This window comes from Enterovibrio baiacu (genome assembly GCF_004120195.1).
GTDB lineage: Bacteria > Pseudomonadota > Gammaproteobacteria > Enterobacterales > Vibrionaceae > Enterovibrio > Enterovibrio baiacui.
Window position 1 is genome coordinate 50,512 of the sequence record NZ_SCHN01000021.1, and the last position, 17,556, is coordinate 68,067.

Sequence of the window (17,556 nt, forward strand, 5' to 3'; positions counted from 1 at the left end):
TCCGAATACGTGGTTATAAATATCGTCATTCGTCACAAATTTTATTTATGTATTAAATGCGTCATGTTTTTGTCGCGATTTAGTATGTGTACTTTGGCTTTTTGACGTTAAGTAAACTTTCATATTTAGAGATACCCTCGCAATTAATAAAAATTTGGTCATTGGTATAAAAAAATTTATACGTAATGGCTTTTATAAATTTGAAGGTTTTTTACGTAATTGTTTTTATTACATTCGACGAGATACACATCAGGAAAATAGCGATGAAAAAGAGATTACCGCCTCTCAATTGGCTCCGTTCTTTCGAAGCCGCGGCGAGGCACTTGAGCTTCACCCATGCATCCCAAGAACTGCACATAACACAAGCGGCGATCAGCCAGCAGATTAAAGGATTGGAGAGCCAATTAGGCACGACGCTGTTTGTGCGTCTTCCGCGAGGGCTTGAGTTAACGGAGGCGGGTGCGGCTTATCTTCCTGTTGTGCACGAGGCGATTGAAAAACTGTCTGAAATCACGGAGGAACTGTTTGGGCAAGGGCGATCAAAATTGCTCAATGTTCGTGTGAATCTCGTGTTCTTCATCCACTGGTTAGCGCCACGGCTTCAAGCGTTTTCAGACAGTCACCCCAATATAAACTTAAGAATTACCAGCAACATATGGGTAAATAATCGCGAGAGTGCAAGCAACTTTGATGTTGAGGTGACGCACGGGAATGGAAAATGGGCGCACTTAGAATCTCGCCGCCTAACATGGGATGTGCTTTACCCTGTTTGCAGCCCTGAATTTGCAGCGACGTTGGCTTCCGAATTCTCTCCGAGCGATCTGTTGAAGCAAAAACTCATTCATGTGATTGGCTATGAAGATGGTTGGGGACATTGGTTCACACGCATGGGTTTACCCTACGCTGAATTTGATCGCGGGAGTCAGTTTGACACGCTCGTAAACGCACTTGAAGTGGCAGTCCATCACGGTGGGATTGCCCTCGGCAGGAGTAGCTTGGTCGAAAAATACCTCAACGAGGGTAAACTTGTTCGCTTATTTGATACCAAAGTGACGACGCAAGAAGCCTTTTATTTGGTGAGTTCTAAATCAAAAATACTGCATCCTCACGCGCAAGAATTTATTGATTGGTTATTGGTTGAAGTCGAAAAAGACCAGTCAAACAAGCTATTTCTTGATTTATATAATTAATTATGTGAGCCATTAATTTATTTAACGCTGAGGCCTAATTTTTATTAATGGTGAATAAATAAATGCCAAATTAGTATCGGTCGCAATGAAGCTCCCTTTCTTCATAAAGGGACTTTCTCATTTCATGGATATACCTCTTTGGACAGGAGTTGGAATAAATGAGAAATACATTGCCACTTTCCGGTGTGAATGTCGTGGACTTCGGCCAATACATTGCAGGGCCAGCCGTTGCTATGATCCTTGCTGATTTGGGTGCAAATGTGATCCACATTGACCCAGCAGAAGGTGCGTTTTGGAAAGATCCCGCCAATGCCGTGCTTAATCGAAATAAGCTTTGCATCGAATTGGATTTGAAAAACGAAGCAGGTTTAGCGCAAGCACTGTCTTTGTGTGCATCCGCTGACATCATTATTGAAAACTTCCGTCCAGGACGTCTTGCGCAATTAGGGATCGATTTCGATAACCTTCGCGCCGCAGACCCAAGGCTTATCACGCTCTCTATTCCGGGTTTCGCATCGAATGATTCTTTAAGAAAAGAGTGGAAGGCGACAGAAGCCATTATTGCAGCCACCTCAGGCGTGTTTACCGATATGGGGTATAATCGCGTGTTGATGGGTTGCAACCCAAGTTTTTCTCCGTTGGCATTGGGCTCGGCTTATGCGACCACCCTTGCGGCGAGTTCGCTTGCATTAGCATTGTTTGCTCGTGAAAAGCATGGAGGGGGCGATCACATCGAAGTGCCAGTCGCTTCAGCCTTGATGGAAGGCCTCTCTTACAACTCCATTGTGATCGAAGATATGCCCGATCGTTACCTTACTATGCGCCAACACGAGATTGCCCGTCGTCATGATGAAGGCCTCGACATGGATGTGAGCTATGACGATCTTCAGGAGTTTCTCGACCCCTTCTTCCGCACTTATGAATGCCTAGATGGACGCTTTTTCTATGTTGTGTGTCCGTCACACCGTAACCACGCCAAGCGTTGTCTGACCTTGTTGGGTGTTTTCGACGAGCTGTTGGAAGAGGGATTACCTGAAGTCGATGACCTTTATGTGCCAATTGCGGAGTGGTCTGGAGAAACCTCTATTGGGGTTTATCCATTGCCTACAAATTGGGCGGGGAAAATTGCAGAGAAGATGAAAGCCGTCTTTTTAACAAAAACGTCAGAAGAGTGGGGCAGGTTGTTCGGCGAAAATGGCATTCCGGGAGCACCACACAGAACGACACAAGAGTGGGTGAACAGCGAGCACAGTGAACAAAGTGGTTTGATTGTCACGGTGGATGATCCTATCTACGGCGAAATGAAACAACCTGGGCCTCTCGTTTGGTTTGAAGAGTGTGCGGATGCAATGTGTGAATTGGCACCACGTAAAATCAGCGATGTTTGCGAAGCCGCGCAGTATTTCTCTGAACGCCCAGCGTATTCTGCAACACCTTTAGCAACGGCTGCGCCGTCGGATAACCTATGGCTCAAGGGCGTGCGTATTCTGGATCTCACAAATGTCATCGCAGGGCCACATTCCACCGCATTCCTTGGCAGGTTTGGCGCAGAAGTCACCAAACTCGATCCAACGACGGCGATGTACGATCCGCTGATTGGGGTGTTGTTTAGCTATCAAACCAACATCGGCAAAAGCAGCCTGTTAATGGACATGCTGACTGACGAAGGAAAAGTGATATTTGAGCAGTTGGTGAAAGAGAGCGACGTGGTTGTTATCAATGCGCCAGCGCGTCAGGTGGACGCTCTGGGTCTGAGCGATGAGCGCTTGAAATCAATCAACCCTGATGTGATTTTCTGCCGTCTCGATTGCCTTGGCGGGCCTAAGCGCGGCGAGAAAACGGATTACATTGGCTACGACGATATCATTCAGGCGAACAGCGGCATCATGAGCCGTTTTGGCGGCGAGCAAACACCGGAGGAGCACGCGCACATTGGTACGTTGGATGTGAATTGTGGCTTTGCGGGTGGGTTAAGTATCGCCGTTGCGTTATATCACCGTGCGCACACCGGAGAAGCATTGCGCGCCAGAACATCGCTTTCAACGACCGCCAACCTCGCGCAAATCAAATACAGCTACGACTACAAAGATCGTGCGCCCTTTGATGAGCCATCAGGCCGACAGGCGCTGGGATACAATGCGCTATCGCATATCTATCACACGCAAGATGGTTGGGTGTATTTGGATGCCACCGAAAAGGACCTAGATGCGATCGAGAACGCGCCAGGTTTTGCAGGACTGTCTGTGATGGATGATAGCCAGCAAACTGAGTTGATTTCGGGTTTGATGGCGACAAATACTTCCGAATTTTGGGCTGGTACTTTTCAATCACTGGACGTTGCTATTGCAGATATCAAGAGCATCGAATGGTTACGTGAGCACTATGCGCGTAAGCATGATGGTAAAGTCGGCTTAGATCTTGGCACGTACGCGTTCTCCGTGTATGACGAGCACCCAAGTGGCCATGTGACGACCATGGTGGATCACTATGCGATTAGACCGACCAACGGGCAAATTCTCTCTCTTGCTCCGACGGAACGGTTTGGCACATCAAGCCGACGTATTCTGGAAGGCTTAGGCATGGCGCCGAGCACGGTACAAGGATTGATCGACAAAGGTGTGGTGAGCGAAGGTTGGTCCAAATATTATCTTCCTAATTAGTGACCAAATGCGTTAACGCAATGACCTCATAATGACGCTTTCGGGCGTCATTATTGTTATTTTTCGCTGGAATTGACGGTATTTTCATCGAACAGTCACTCAGCGTCCGTGAATGAATTGACTTTATATACCAGCCCTATATAGTACCGCCTCGTTGAGACAAGCACTCAACAACAAAACGGTGAGTTGTCCGAGTGGCTGAAGGAGCACGCCTGGAAAGTGTGTATACGGCAACGTATCGAGAGTTCGAATCTCTCACTCACCGCCATATTCAAAACCCAAGCAGAAATGCTTGGGTTTTCTCGTTTCTGGCTTATGAAAAAAACCTTCTGCCTGTTTTAAATGCCCACTAAAGCCCTGAGACATTCTCATTCTCGCCAAATGCTTCACTTCAAATACGAAATTCGTCCTATTAACAACGATGAGTATGCTCTGTTTGTCTCAGATTCTGTTCGTTGGCTGTAAAATCGAGCCTGTGTCTTGTATAAGAATTTGGCGGACTATTTCTTTGAACCGAATCATATTAGGCCGTTTTGTAGGTTTAAAACTGCGCAATCTCAGTTAGTCTGGAACTGCTTGAAAAAGCTTAGACATCAAAACAATCAAAAACATAATACTTTGTTTAGAGTAACGTTATATGGCAGTTGGTGAGTTTCTGAGTATGCTGATGGCATTTCCTACAGGCGTGTTTTTTGTGCCGTTTGTAGTGTTTTTCCTCATTATGCTCGTAGATCTGGTTTTTAATGTCGTGGAAGGCTTTACGGCTGATCTCGACATTTTTGACCTTGATAACGTGCCAGGGGCGGGTCTCATCTTGCCTCAGGTGTTATCTAAAATACCTCTTATGGTTGCGTTGTGCGTTTCATGCTTTATCGCAACCGTCATGTCGTTTTACTCCGCGCAAGTGAATAACAGCCTGTTTTCGGGCGTTACAAACCTTTTGATTGATCTTGTATCAATCCCAGTCGTCGCTTATCTCTCATTAGCCATCTCAGCAATGCTGTTAAAGCCGCTTGCGCCCATGTTCGACCAAAAAAAAGCGTTTGCTGAGGTCGACTACATTGGCCTGAAAGCCCGGGTTCACAGCAATGTTGTTAACAAAGAGAGAGGGGAAGTCATGGTGTTACATCAGGGCAATGAATTCTTGCTTGATGTGATGCTTCAAGATGAAAGCACGATTCAATACGGAGAAGAAGTGGTCATTGTCTTCAAAGATGACGCTTCGAATCGCTACGTAGTGGCGAAAGCATAACGGACTATAAATCAGGAGTTGGAAATGGAAATTTCCCCTAGCATCATTTTTATCGGCATTGGTATTGGCGTTTTCCTCATCGTGATGGTTTTTCTTACCTCACGTTATAAAAAAGTACGTGGTGAAGGTGACGCACTTATTGTGAACGGACTTCACCGTACACGCGCATCGTTAACCGGCACATTTGTATGGCCGATCGTTAACCGATTCGAATACATGGATATTACGCGTAAGAAAATCTCGGTAATTCGTAGCGGACGTAAAGATCAAGAAGGCGAAGAGTACGAAGGCCTTCACTGCCGCGATAACATCCGTGCGGACTTGAAAGTGGATTTTTATATCGGTGTTAACCACGAAGAAGAAGACATTGTGCGCGTGGCAAAACTGTTTACTGCGCATGAAGCATCAAACCTTGATCGCCTGAAAGAGCACTTCCAGCCTAAATTCTCAGAAGCGTTGAAAACGGCGGTGAAACAGTTCGAGTTCGAAGAATTGCTGACGAATCGCCGAGCGTTCCGCGATGCGGTAGTTGAAGTTATCGGCAGCGAAATGGACGGTTTCAAGATCTACGATGTGGTTATCGACAAAGTTGACCAAACGGCCCTAGATGCGCACAGCCCAGACAACATTCTTGATGTAGAAGGTATCCGTAAGATCTCAGCAATTACGGCTCAGAAAAACACGGAAACAAATGCTATCCGTCAGGACGAACGCACAACGATGAAAAAGAAAAACGTTGAAGCGGAAGCGAACCGTCTGCAGCTAGATAAGCAAGAGAAGGAAAGCATTGCGCGAATTCAACGTGAAGTCGACATCATCAAAGCGCAAGAAGAGGCACTGGCAGCCGAGAAGCGCGAAGAGTACCAACGCGTTACGGAACTGGCGAAATTAGAGACGGAAGAAGAAGTGTCCAAGAAACGTGAAAGCGTGGAAATGGAAGTAGAGATGACCCGTATCGCCAATCAACGCCAAGTCGCTATTCAGCAAGAGGAGCTAACACGCTCTGTTGAAACCGAAAAAGTGCGTACAGCAACGGAAGTGGCTGAACGTGAAATGCAGAAAGAAACCACGGTAGAAGAAGCACTTAAATCCGTGTCTGAAACACGCTCTCAACGCGTAGAGATCGAGCGTAAGATTGCGCGTGAAGAGGAAGAAACCGAAAACCTACGTGTTAACGAACGCGTTGGGCGTGAAAAACGCGTCAAGATGATTGAAGCAGAAGCTGCTGCAGAAGCCGCGCAGCTTGAATTGCTGGTGGCTGCGCGTGCTGAGAAAGATGCGGCGAAAGAACGCGCTGAGCGTCTGCTTATTGAAAACGAAGCGGAACTGAAAGTGAAAACCCGTGATGCGGAAAATGATCTGGCGGTGAAGACGCGAGAAGCAGAAGCGGACCAAATTGTGACCACTAAGCGTGCCGAAGCTGGCTATGTTGCGAAAGAACGTGAAGCTGCAGCAAAAGAACGCATGGCACACGCTGAAAAAGAAATGATCAGCGCAACAGGGTTGGCAGAAGTTGAAGTTGAGCGCGAACGCGCGCAAGCGATCAAAGAAACCGGCGAAGCAGAAGCCTTTGCAATGCAAAGTGCAGGTGAAGCCGAAGCGCAAGCATTGCGTGCGAAAGGTTTGGCTGAAGCAGAAGCCCAAACCGCTCGCTTTGAAGCGGCTCAGCAATACGATGAGCACACGCGTGAGCACGACAAGTGGGTGATGCAACTGCAACAAGACAAAGACTTGGAAATTGCGCGCATCGATGCACAGAAAACCGTGGTCAGCGAGAACGCGAAAGCATTGGCGGAAGCTCTGTCTAAAGCCGATATCCGCCTCTTTGGTGGTGAAGGGATGGAGCAGATCCGTCGCACCATCATGGATGCATCTGCAGTGGATGCTAAGTTTGAGCAATCTAAAGTGCTCAACCCACTGGTGTCTGAGTACGTTGATGGAAACCGAAGCCTTCCAGAAGACTTGAAAGCCATCTTGGAAAATACTGAGCTAAAAAGCAGTGACTTGAGCAATGTTGCGCTGGCGAGTTTGCTGAACTCGCAAGGTGGCGCAACGGAGTTGTTGAAGAAAATTCAAAGCTCCATGGAGCCGTCTTCAAACGATAAATAACCCTTCATTTCTTCTCACAGAATCCCGCTTCTTCTGAAGCGGGATTGATAGGTATTATTATGTCAGAGACGACTCAACAAGCTGTGAGTGAAGGCGGTGCGTACGAGGTTCTCAAATCCCGCTTGGCCCAGCAGGGCAATCAGCTAAAAAGCCTTTCACAGTCATTCAATCATCAACGTCAGGATGTCTTTGGTGGTCAAGAACTTACGCTGATTGGTAAAGCCAATGTTCAAACGGATGCCAAGTGTATTCCGATTGATATGGCGCAAGTAAACCAACAGCTTTTGTTCGGCTACCATGTTCAAGTGGGAATGAAAGCTGCCCCTTCATTAAATGATGTGTTCGGCCTGTATCAACTTCATGAAAATGAAGGCACGTTTCGCGTTGAATCTTTACCGCTGGAAAATAGCTTTTTGAATGATGCGCGTTTTGTGCATGAATTCACGGAACTGTTTACCTACTATCGCGACGCGCGCTTATCTCAAATCTCACGTCAGGAAAGTGTTCTTTATATTGCGTTTCAGATTGGCAGCCGACCGGAAGACCGCAAAGTATTCCGCTTCCAGCTTAATGCCAATACTGCTGAGTACTTGGACTCCTATGGCCATGCGCCGCTCGAGAGCGCGACACAGCATGATGTTGAGTGGATTGCGACGACGCGCGACGACCATGTGCTGGGTGAGCACCCCCATGTTTCTATCCGAGATAAGCTGTTCGTTGAGTGCGTCGGCGGCGATTTAACCATCAAGGTGGAAGACAACACGTCGGAAGGAAAGGGCATCTATCGAGAAGATGTGGAAGATGCTCACCAAAGTATTGCTGATGCGCAAATCGACTATGCGTTTATCGGTGATTTGATCGCGTTGCGTGTAAAACCGAATCGCGAAAAACACAGTCGCTATTTTATCTACAACCCACTGAATCAATCTGTCACGCGCGCTGATGCACTGCGCGAGAGCGCCAAGAGCTTACCGGAAGACCATGGCGTGTTGTATGCAAACGGCTTTGTACTGGCCAATGGTGAAAGCAAGCAGTTCGATTTTCCCGCCAATAATCTCAAGTTCTTTCAGAAAGTCATTTCACCAAATGGTGAAGACATTCTGTATTTCTTCTTCAATGCGGTGGATGGTTACTACATTGCCTTCACCTACAACTTGATTGAGAAAAAATTCGAAGCGCCGATGGAAAGCCATGGGTATAGCTTGTATCCCGATGGTCGCTTCCTTGTCTTCCAGCTGTCTGAAAATGCAGAAGCATCCACTATTCATCCCTTGCGTATATGGGATACGCCTTTTTCAACGCCAGAACACTATGCCCTTGAAAATGCCAAAGGTGATGGCAGTAGTCCGTTATTTAACCTTGGTAATACGGAACTGGTACGTGCGTTATCGTCTGTATTATCGATTTGCCAACTGGCACAAACGGAAGAGGTAACACAAGCTGCTTTCGAAATACTGCTTAAGCAATGTCAGTCAACACTTGATCACTATACGTGGCTCGGTCATGAATATGCGCTAGGCATGGGAAGTGCCATTAGCGAGTTGATGGACACGGCTGACAAGATCATTGATGAGTTTGCTAAAGTTCAGCAGCTTCAAAGTCATGCGGCTCAGAGCATCGAAGATCAACATGGCATTGTTTCTGACCTCATAGGCAAGATTAAGCTCGCACCCAAAGAACAAGCCAATACGTTGCTCACGCTGCTTTCCGAAGTGAAAGGGCAGGTGGGTGCTGTGATGGCGCTGCGTCAGCAGCATTACATCGATGAAGCGCGTGTTGATACCTTATTGGAAACGCTTCAAGAGCAACGCGAAAATCTGAATCTTCAGTTGTTGAATCTGTTGCAAGATGAAAAGGCTTACCTGCCATTTAAGAAGCAAATCCAGACCATTGAGACACAACTGGAAAGCGTGGATAAAACCGCCGAGATTCAAACGCTGCAAGATCAGGTTGAAACGCTAAGAAGTGAACTTCAATTGGTGACGGAAGAAGTCACGGACATTGAAACAGACGATCCAACACAAGCCACACGGATTTTGGATTTGACGACGGAAGTGTCGTCAATGCTAAACACTGTTTCAGCGAAGCTACGAGGCAAGTCTCAGGGGCTCCAAAGTGAAGAAGCGCAGGCTGAATTTAGCGCTCAATTTAAGCTGCTAAGCCAATCCGTTAGCAGTGCGATGGAACAAGCGACAAGCCCTGATGAATGTGACAATCAACTGGCCAAATTGGTGGGGCAACTAGACAAACTTGAGTCTCGCTTTGCCGATTTTGACCAGTTCCTCGCCGAAATTTATGCCAAGCGCGACGAAATTCAATCAACTTTGGACAACCATAAGCAGCAATTGATATCGGCCCAGCAACGCCGTGTTCAAAACTTGCTTCAAGCTGCCAATGTCACCATGTCGAGCATCGAAAAACGCGTGGAGCGCTTTGATGATGTGGCGGGGCTTAACAGCTACTTTGCAACGGATGCCATGGTGTTGAAGCTGCATCAATTGTCGACAACGATTCGAGAGTTGGGTGACAGCGTGAAGGCTGACAGTGTCGACTCGAAGATCAAGTCACTGCAGGATCAGTCGTTACGTTCTCTGCGCGACAATCAGGATATCTTCGAGCAGGGCGGCAAGGTTCTTCGTCTTGGTAAACATCGTTTTAGTGTCAATCAACAGCCGCTCGACCTCAGTCTTGTTGATCATGATGGGCAATTGTCTACGCACATTTCGGGAACGGATTTTTACCAATCCGTTGAAGATGAAACTTTCCTAACGCTCCAGTCTATGTCTCGTTTGGACGTGGCATCGGAAAGCGATGATGTCTATCGCGCAGAGTACCTCGCTTATTTGATCCTTCACTGTGCAGAGCAAAATGTAGATGGGTTAAGCCTCGATAAACTCTATGCCGATCAAAAAGAAGGCAACTTGAGTGATTGTGTTCAGAAGTTTGCAGCACCTCGTTATAAAGAAGGTTATGTAAAAGGCATTCACGATAACGACGCTATTCGTATTCTCGATAAGGTGCTGCCCATCTATCAGCAAGCGGGACTGTTACGGTTTAGCCAAGCTGCGCGTTCATCTGCATTACTCTGGTTGCTCTCCCAAGATAGTCAGACAGTGGAGCATTATCGCCAGCAAGCCACGAATGCGCAGTTGCTACGTGAGCATTTGAACTCAGTTGAAGCCTATCAAGCGTTACAGGCCCAATTGGTGGCGATTTTAGGCACTGAACAGGCGAATGAATCGGCAGAGTATTTGGTGAATCTGTTGGGGTTGGCTGAGCTGAAAATAGACGTCAGTCAAGACGCTTTGTCGCTCTGTGAAGACTACCTGCAATTTCGTCGCAGCCTCGGTTGGCAGCAAGCCGATGACACTATTCAAACCGCATTTTCCGATCATCAGCAATGGCTAACCGCTTATACATCGCGTAAAGAATATGGCGAGGCGTTCGTTGTTGAAGCGGCCACGATTGCTGTATTGAAATCCCGCTCTAGCTTGCCCGTTGGTAGCGTAGATTTTTCTTTGCAATCTGACGTTGAAGGCTTGCTCGGTGAGCATGAGCGAATAGTAAAAGGCCAGTTAACACTGGTATTGGATGACTTCATTCAACGTAATGAGCATCACCGAGGCGCGGTAGTTCCGCAGTTTGATGCCTACCTGAATCAGCGCACAGCATTGTTGAACAAGGCAAAAGAAGATTTCCGATTGGGTGAGTTTAAACCTCGACCACTGACGTCTTTCGTTCGCAATAAACTCATCAGTGAAAGCTACCTGCCATTGATTGGTGATAACTTTGCCAAACAGATGGGGACGCTGGGCGACAAAAAACGCACCGATTTGATGGGGATGTTACTGCTGATTTCACCGCCTGGTTACGGTAAAACCACGTTGATTGAATACGTGGCACATAAGCTTGGCTTGGTGTTTATGAAGATCAATGGTCCTTCTATCGGTCACCAAGCGACATCGCTCGATCCTGCCGATGCGCCCGATCAAAACGCGGCGCGTGAAATTGAAAAGATTAACCTCGCCTTTGAAATGGGGAATAACGTGCTCTTGTATCTTGATGATATCCAGCACACCCACCCTGAGTTCCTGCAAAAATTCATCTCGCTGTGTGATGGAACACGTCGCATTGAAGGTACGTGGAAAGGCAAAACCAAAACGTATGACATGCGTGGTAAGAAGTTCGCGGTTGTGATGGCAGGTAACCCTTACACCGAAAGCGGTGAAGCGTTCCGTATACCGGATATGTTGGCGAACCGTGCAGATATCTACAACCTTGGTGACATGTTGTCTGATCAGAAACACGCTTTTGAGCTGAGTTTCATTGAGAACTCACTGACCTCAAACGCTGTACTGGCACCGCTGGCAACCCGAGATTTGAACGACTTGTACCGTTTTGTTCGCATGGCGGAAGGTGAAAGCATTGCGTTGAGTGACATGAGTCATTCGTATTCGGCGACCGAATCCAATGAGATTGTGTCGACGCTACAAAAGATGATGATGGCGCAACACACCGTGCTTAAGGTGAACCAGCAATATATCAAATCTGCCGCTACCGCAGATCAGTACCGTGTTGAGCCGCCTTTTAAACTCCAAGGGTCTTATCGAAACATGAACAAATTGGCAGAGAAAATCTCGTCAGTCATGACCGATGAAGAACTCAATACCATGCTGCAAGATCACTATCAGGGTGAAGCCCAAACACTGGCCGCGGGCACGGAAGAAAACTTGTTGAAACTTGCTGAATTGCGCGGAGATATGACGCCAGAACAGCAAAGGCGTTGGCAGGAAATCACTGACGGCTATCAGCGCCAGCAAATGATGGGTGATTCTGAAGACCGAGCAGGGCAGGTCGTACAGCAACTTGCGATGCTGAATCAACATGTTGCCCGGTTCGGTGGTAACAGCCAGGGAGGCAACTAAATGAATAGACAAAAATGGTCAGCGTGGTTAGAAGCCTCGATCGAAGATTACCGATTGGATGATAATGAGCGTCGCACACTTCAAGCAGAGCTCGCTGAGTCGGTATTAAGCGATGAAGACCGCGCCTATTTACGAAATTTAAGTTTCAAATTGGTACAGAAAGAAATCGCCAACCAAGGCGATGCTGGGGCACTCGTGCGTTGGCTAGAGCGGGTGGTGAAAGTGCTTGATAACATCATGAGTGCGAGTTCATCAGAAACCGCAACCAGCTGGTTTTCGCCCGGGAGAACATGCGCCGCGGGTATTATTGAACAGTTGAAACTGGCACGTCATTCTATCGATATTTGCGTGTTCACCATTGCAGACAATGATTTGACCAAACATATTCTCGACGCACACAAGCGCGGTATTAAGGTGCGGATCGTGACGGATAACGACAAAATGTACGATACAGGGAGTGACATTGAATACCTCGCTGAACAGGGTGTTGCCGTCAAAATTGATACAACTCAGTACCATATGCACCATAAGTTTGCGATATTTGATGATCAACGACTGATTAACGGCAGTTTCAACTGGACGCGCAGCGCCTCCAAATATAATCAGGAAGATATCACGCTTACCGACGATCGCAGGTTTGTCACTGCGTTCTCAAGACAGTTTGAAGCGCTATGGCAGAAATTTCCCTGCCATAAGCCGTCATAGAGACAGGGAGATCCAATGACTGAATTGACGAATTCTCAGAGTCAGGTGCTGGATGTTGAAGTCACGCCTCAAGTCGTGGCGTTAGCTGACCAATTTGATGCATTTGATACCGTAGCCACCATTACCTTTGGTAAGGATGCGTTAGAGAAGATCACGGCATTCTCTGATGAGGTGTTGGAGCAAGTGCGCGTTCGAGACAGTGGCGAAGCGGGGGACATTCTCCATGCCATGGTGTCTTCCATGGACAGCGCTGAGTTCGATAACCTCGGGAAAAAGAGCCTATTGTCCCGACTGCCGCTGGTGGGTGAACTTTTTGATTCCTTCAAGAAGTTTTCAGCGAGCTTTGATTCTGTAAAAGGCCAGTTGGAGCAACTGTCTGGCAACTTAGAAGCGCAAGAAGTAAAGCTGGCGCATGATATTACTCAGCTGGATTCGCTGTATGATCACAATCTTGCGTTGCTTGCAGGCTTAGATCAGTACATCGCGGCGGGCAAATATAAACTGAACGAGCTCACGCAGAGTGTGTTGCCAGATTTGCTTGCTCAATCTGAGCAAAGTGGTGATGCGCTGGATGCGCAAAAATACCGCGATGCGTCTCAAGCCATTGCGCGTCTTGAAAAGCGTGTTCATAACCTTGAGCTAACCCGCCTGGCTGCGATTCAAACTGCGCCTCAAATTCGCCTCTCGCAGGAAGGCAATAAAATGTTGATGGAGGATATTCAAGATATCGTTCACAACACTTTCCCGCTTTGGAAACGTCAATTCTTGATTGCGATTTCTAACTATGAAAAAGAGAAAGCGTTGAAGGTAACGCGAGCGGTGAAAGACTACACCAACAAGCAATATGTTCACAATGCGGAGAAGCTGAAAGCATTGGAAGAGCAAATCGCTGAGAACTATCAGCGTGGTATTCTCGATTTGGATTCGTTGGAAACGGTGAACCAATTGACCATTGAAACCCTGAACAACACGCTCTCACGCGTGAAAGAGGGCAGGGCGCAACGAGAGCATGCTCAACAGATCATCGAGAAGGCAGAGTTGGAGCTTAAAAAAGCGCTAGAACAGACGTTGTCTTGATATGACGTGAAAAATCGAAAGCCCCGGTACTTTTGCCGGGGCTTTTTCGTTTCTGGAGAATAGCGAGCGACGCTCATGACGTCGTCAACGATTTCGTGGGTTTACTGATTTTAAACAACACACGGTAAAGGGGCATTGCAGGATCAATCGCGCCGAGGGTGCGGCTGCTGACACTGGAGGGGTTTGCGCCACGAAACCAATATCGGCCGTGCTCATCGCTTTGTTTAAGCGTTTTGATGACACAACCAAAAATGGGATGGGTGAACGCATAGGCAGTGCCGGTTTGCTTTCTCCACCACGACGGCTCGCGAATGGTGAGCACGAAGTCTGACGATTTATAAAGAGGGAACATGGAATGTCCCTCAACACGAAAGAGTCGGAATCCGAGCATTGGCTTACGGTTTCAAATCAGGGTAAATGATAGGAAGTGACGGCGGGTACGGGCACGTTGCGACGTACGTTGGCACGTCTTTGCTTTGCCAGAAGATATCGGCAAAGCGGTTCACCTTGTCCAACAGAGCAAGTGCTGCATCTCGGTCAATTTCTTGTTTTGCTTTTGAAGCCAGCATCATGATGTCATGCGTGAGGCCGTGTATTTCAGGGAACTTATCAAATTGCGGTTGCTTGAAATAATCACCCCAAATGACGCCGATGTCTTCTTTCACCTTGCTGCCATGTTCTTCTTTTTGCTGCACCAAGCGAACAAAGCGTGCTTGTTGGTTTTGTGACAATTCTGATGTTGGTAGTTCTTCAATCAAATCCAACATGCGGATGATGGTTAGGACAGCGATTTGCGCGTGAGAAGGGTCATATATTTTACAAGGAATATCACAATGTGCCGACGCGCGAGTGAACGCTGTTCTTTGGTCTAGCTTATTTAATAGGGTGTATAACATGTTCACTCTCCTTGCTCATGACGTTTTTGATCACGTAGACGACGTAATCCCCAAAAAGCGATTGCACCTGCGCCAATTACAGGCAATGCCCATAGAAGATGAATAAGGGAGGCTGACCAATGTCCATGGTCATGACCGGCATGCGCCATCAGCATTGGGCTTACTGTGAATAGGAATGCAAATAGTGCCAGGCGTTGAGTCATTTCACGTTCTCCTTTGTATGCGAAGCAGCGTTCGACGCTACTGATGAATTGATGGCTTTTTCAAATAAACACAACTCGTTTAATCCCGTTTGGTAGGCACGCAGCAGTGACACAAAAAACGGATTTTCGGGCGGCGTTTCGCCAAGGGTTTTTTCGAGGATCTCGAGAGGGGTATCCAAATAGAAACGCGCTTCAGAGTGCTTGTTTTGGAATTGGAATAAGGTTGCAAGGTTATGGTGGCAGGCGAGCCACGCAAAAAGGATGTCACCATTTTGATGTGTGACGGGGTTTTCCTTTTCCACGGCATGCAATGCGAGACCATAATGACGTTCCGCATCGACCCAATGTTTGTTGTGAAAACACCGATTTCCGTGTGTGGCGTACGCTTTCCAATCCATTTTTATAACCATTATGCGAATAGTAATGATTATCATTATTGATCGTATCAATGAAAAGTAAAGCCCTTCTTCCTAAGATTTTGCGTTTATTGCACGACTGGGGCGGATGTTTATGTCGTTTAGGTGTAAGAATTAGGGTAGGTAGCCGCAGTGCCTCGCCGCGAGAATAAGAAATTATTGGTACGAAGGGGGCATTATGCTAAAGTTGCGCGCTTTTATTTTTGCCGTCAGTGGTTGTACTGAAAGGCCAGATCAAACCTAACACTAGGAATTATTTTGACTAATAACGACATTCTCCGCCGTATCCGTTATACCTTCGACTTTAAAGATCAGTCTATGGTAGAAATTTTCGCTGCTGCTGATCACGCTGTGACACAAGAGCAAGTGGTTAACTGGCTTCGCAAGGATGATGATGCGGCTTTTGTTAAAACAACAGATACCGAATTAGCGATTTTCTTGAATGGTTTGATCAACACGAAACGTGGCAAACGTGAAGGTGCACAACCTGAGCCTGAGAAGCGTTTGAACAACAACATGATTTTGATGAAGTTGCGTATCGCGTTGAACATGAAAGCAGAAGACGTGATCGAAACGTTGGAGCTGATGGATTTCCGCTTAAGCAAGCATGAGCTGAGTGCGTTCTCACGTAAAGCAGACAACAAACACTACCGTGAGTGTAAAGATCAGATCCTGCGTAACTTCCTGATGGGTATTCAACGTAAACTTCGTCCAGAAGATACGCAAGACGCCGACGCATAATTTCATTCGCGAGCTACTGTCCTCCATTCTTTGGCTGTGAAAGTTGCTCGCGTTTTGCTTTTCCATTCCCCCGCGTTCTGATTTTCCTAATATAGTGATGTGCACGATGTCGCTCTCAACGTCTAACACCTTTTCAACTTTGCCATTATCGCCAGCCGCTGTTGCTGCGCTGCCTGTGCAATGCAATGCACCTACATCAATTCAATCACTCGCGATTCCTGCAATTAGCGCCCGTAAGGATGTGCTTGCGATCGCGCAAACAGGCAGTGGTAAAACGTTGGCATACGGCTTACCGTTGCTCGACAGTGCTCAAGTATCGGATTCGCCAACGTGTAAGTTGGTATTGGTGCCAACGCGCGAACTGGCTACACAGGTCAACGAAGCATTGTCGCCGATTGCGACTGCATTAAACCTCTCTACCGTTGTGATTTGTGGTGGCGTTGAAAAAGAGCCGCAAATTGAACGTCTTTTAACGAAGCCTGAGCTTGTTATTGCAACACCAGGTCGATTGAATGCGTTGTTGAAAGACGGGGCTGTCGATACATCAATCATTGATAGCGTTGTGCTTGATGAGGCTGACCGCTTGGTTGATATGGGGTTCTGGCCTGATGTCGAAAGCATCTTGGCGGTGATCCCTGTGCCGCGCCAAACACTGCTGTTTTCCGCAACCTTGCCAGAAGAATTAGAAGCGTCAATGGAAGGGCTGTTAAACAGTCCCGCAACCATTTTTGCCAGTGCAACAAACAGTGTTGTGAAGCAGATTGAAGAGCGCCTATATCTTGTAAACAAAGGCAGTAAAGCCAATGTGTTGATTGACCAAATCAAACAACATAATTGGCAGCAAGTATTGGTTTTCATTAGTGCGCGTGATAATGCTGATGCATTGTGTAAGAAGCTAAACAAAGCGGGCGTTACCTCCGCTGCGTTACACGGTGACAAAGCGCAGACTGAGCGTGAACTCACCCTTGCTGCGTTTAAAGAGAAAAAGGTGCAAGTGCTTATCGCGACCGATCTCCTGGCGCGCGGTATACATATCGACCACCTGCCTGTGGTGGTTAACTTCGATGTGCCATTGAGCCCAGCCGTTTACGTGCACCGCGTGGGTCGTACCGCAAGGGCAGGAGAGCAAGGACTTGCGATTTCGCTGGTTTGTCATGGCGAGACGGATTACCTACAAGCCATTCGCAACATGACCAAGCGTGAGCTGCCTCTGCAAGAGCTGGATGCGTTTCCTGTCACTGACAAACCGTCGACGGGTAACAGCAAACGCGCGCCACGCGATAAACAAGCTAATCGTCGTACTTCCCAGAAAAGCAGCATTAAGCAGTTCAAGAGTAAGCCAAAGCGTCGCTAATTTCGCCACTCTCTGATGGGGTGCTCAA

General features: G+C 47.4%; 13 protein-coding genes and 1 tRNA gene. 10 read left to right on the top strand and 4 right to left on the bottom strand.

Going from position 1 to position 17,556, the window contains the following annotated elements:
• Positions 1 to 185: 185 nt before the first annotated feature.
• The 8 genes from gcvA to EQP46_RS20390 all read left to right on the top strand — a co-directional run bounded on the left by gcvA (position 186) and on the right by EQP46_RS20390 (position 13,918).
• Complete coding sequence (gene gcvA, locus EQP46_RS20355) at positions 186 to 1,190, top strand: transcriptional regulator GcvA (RefSeq protein WP_240671777.1); 1,005 nt, start codon at positions 186 to 188, stop codon at positions 1,188 to 1,190.
• Positions 1,191 to 1,348: 158 nt separating this feature from the next.
• On the top strand, positions 1,349 to 3,850 hold the full coding sequence (locus EQP46_RS20360; protein ID WP_129495377.1) for a CoA transferase: 2,502 nt from the start codon (positions 1,349 to 1,351) through the stop codon (positions 3,848 to 3,850).
• 180 nt (positions 3,851 to 4,030) lie between these two features.
• A tRNA-Ser gene (locus tag EQP46_RS20365) sits at positions 4,031 to 4,118 on the top strand.
• 369 nt (positions 4,119 to 4,487) lie between these two features.
• Positions 4,488 to 5,102 carry a DUF1449 family protein gene (locus EQP46_RS20370; protein ID WP_129495378.1) on the top strand — a complete coding sequence of 205 codons (615 nt, stop codon included), beginning with the start codon at positions 4,488 to 4,490 and terminating at the stop codon, positions 5,100 to 5,102.
• Positions 5,103 to 5,126: 24 nt separating this feature from the next.
• Positions 5,127 to 7,211, top strand: coding sequence for a peptidase (locus tag EQP46_RS20375; protein WP_129495379.1), 2,085 nt, complete (start codon positions 5,127 to 5,129; stop codon positions 7,209 to 7,211).
• A gap of 59 nt (positions 7,212 to 7,270) precedes the next feature.
• On the top strand, positions 7,271 to 12,136 hold the full coding sequence (locus EQP46_RS20380; protein ID WP_129495380.1) for a DNA repair ATPase: 4,866 nt from the start codon (positions 7,271 to 7,273) through the stop codon (positions 12,134 to 12,136).
• On the top strand, positions 12,137 to 12,841 hold the full coding sequence (locus EQP46_RS20385; protein WP_129495381.1) for a phospholipase D-like domain-containing protein: 705 nt from the start codon (positions 12,137 to 12,139) through the stop codon (positions 12,839 to 12,841). It abuts the gene before it with no gap.
• 15 nt (positions 12,842 to 12,856) lie between these two features.
• Complete coding sequence (locus EQP46_RS20390; protein ID WP_129495382.1) at positions 12,857 to 13,918, top strand: toxic anion resistance protein; 1,062 nt, start codon at positions 12,857 to 12,859, stop codon at positions 13,916 to 13,918.
• Positions 13,919 to 13,991: 73 nt separating this feature from the next.
• Here EQP46_RS20390 and EQP46_RS20395 read toward each other — a convergent pair whose 3' ends face one another.
• The 4 genes from EQP46_RS20395 to EQP46_RS20410 are packed head-to-tail and all read right to left on the bottom strand — an operon-like array spanning position 13,992 to position 15,415.
• Positions 13,992 to 14,270, bottom strand: coding sequence for a S24/S26 family peptidase (locus tag EQP46_RS20395; protein ID WP_129495383.1), 279 nt, complete (start codon positions 14,268 to 14,270; stop codon positions 13,992 to 13,994).
• 43 nt (positions 14,271 to 14,313) lie between these two features.
• A complete protein-coding gene (gene sodN, locus EQP46_RS20400) occupies positions 14,314 to 14,814 on the bottom strand; it encodes a superoxide dismutase, Ni (RefSeq protein ID WP_129495384.1) in 501 nt (166 codons plus the stop codon).
• Between the two features lie 2 nt (positions 14,815 to 14,816).
• Positions 14,817 to 15,017 carry a hypothetical protein gene (locus EQP46_RS20405; protein WP_129495385.1) on the bottom strand — a complete coding sequence of 67 codons (201 nt, stop codon included), beginning with the start codon at positions 15,015 to 15,017 and terminating at the stop codon, positions 14,817 to 14,819.
• Positions 15,014 to 15,415, bottom strand: a complete 402-nt coding sequence (locus EQP46_RS20410; protein ID WP_129495386.1) for a tetratricopeptide repeat protein — start codon at positions 15,413 to 15,415, stop codon at positions 15,014 to 15,016. Before EQP46_RS20410 ends, EQP46_RS20405 begins: the two co-directional genes overlap by 4 nt.
• Before the next feature lie 276 nt (positions 15,416 to 15,691).
• Here EQP46_RS20410 and EQP46_RS20415 point away from each other — a divergent pair, with 276 nt between their 5' ends.
• The gene (locus EQP46_RS20415) at positions 15,692 to 16,174 is read left to right on the top strand and encodes a YehS family protein (RefSeq protein WP_129495387.1); all 483 of its coding nucleotides are present in this window, start codon (positions 15,692 to 15,694) and stop codon (positions 16,172 to 16,174) included.
• Positions 16,175 to 16,280: 106 nt separating this feature from the next.
• Positions 16,281 to 17,528 carry a DEAD/DEAH box helicase gene (locus EQP46_RS20420; protein ID WP_129495388.1) on the top strand — a complete coding sequence of 416 codons (1,248 nt, stop codon included), beginning with the start codon at positions 16,281 to 16,283 and terminating at the stop codon, positions 17,526 to 17,528.
• Positions 17,529 to 17,556: the final 28 nt, after the last annotated feature.

What these genes read in the sequence shown, in the direction of transcription:
- EQP46_RS20405 (WP_129495385.1), bottom strand. Translation starts at nt 15,017, where the DNA reads ATGACTCAACGCCTGGCACTATTTGCATTCCTATTCACAGTAAGCCCA.
- EQP46_RS20420 (WP_129495388.1), top strand. Translation starts at nt 16,281, where the DNA reads ATGTCGCTCTCAACGTCTAACACCTTTTCAACTTTGCCATTATCGCCA.
- EQP46_RS20385 (WP_129495381.1), top strand. Translation starts at nt 12,137, where the DNA reads ATGAATAGACAAAAATGGTCAGCGTGGTTAGAAGCCTCGATCGAAGAT.
- EQP46_RS20375 (WP_129495379.1), top strand. Translation starts at nt 5,127, where the DNA reads ATGGAAATTTCCCCTAGCATCATTTTTATCGGCATTGGTATTGGCGTT.
- sodN (WP_129495384.1), bottom strand. Translation starts at nt 14,814, where the DNA reads ATGTTATACACCCTATTAAATAAGCTAGACCAAAGAACAGCGTTCACT.
- EQP46_RS20360 (WP_129495377.1), top strand. Translation starts at nt 1,349, where the DNA reads ATGAGAAATACATTGCCACTTTCCGGTGTGAATGTCGTGGACTTCGGC.
- EQP46_RS20410 (WP_129495386.1), bottom strand. Translation starts at nt 15,415, where the DNA reads ATGGATTGGAAAGCGTACGCCACACACGGAAATCGGTGTTTTCACAAC.
- EQP46_RS20395 (WP_129495383.1), bottom strand. Translation starts at nt 14,270, where the DNA reads ATGTTCCCTCTTTATAAATCGTCAGACTTCGTGCTCACCATTCGCGAG.
- gcvA (WP_240671777.1), top strand. Translation starts at nt 186, where the DNA reads ATGGCTTTTATAAATTTGAAGGTTTTTTACGTAATTGTTTTTATTACA.
- EQP46_RS20380 (WP_129495380.1), top strand. Translation starts at nt 7,271, where the DNA reads ATGTCAGAGACGACTCAACAAGCTGTGAGTGAAGGCGGTGCGTACGAG.
- EQP46_RS20390 (WP_129495382.1), top strand. Translation starts at nt 12,857, where the DNA reads ATGACTGAATTGACGAATTCTCAGAGTCAGGTGCTGGATGTTGAAGTC.
- EQP46_RS20370 (WP_129495378.1), top strand. Translation starts at nt 4,488, where the DNA reads ATGGCAGTTGGTGAGTTTCTGAGTATGCTGATGGCATTTCCTACAGGC.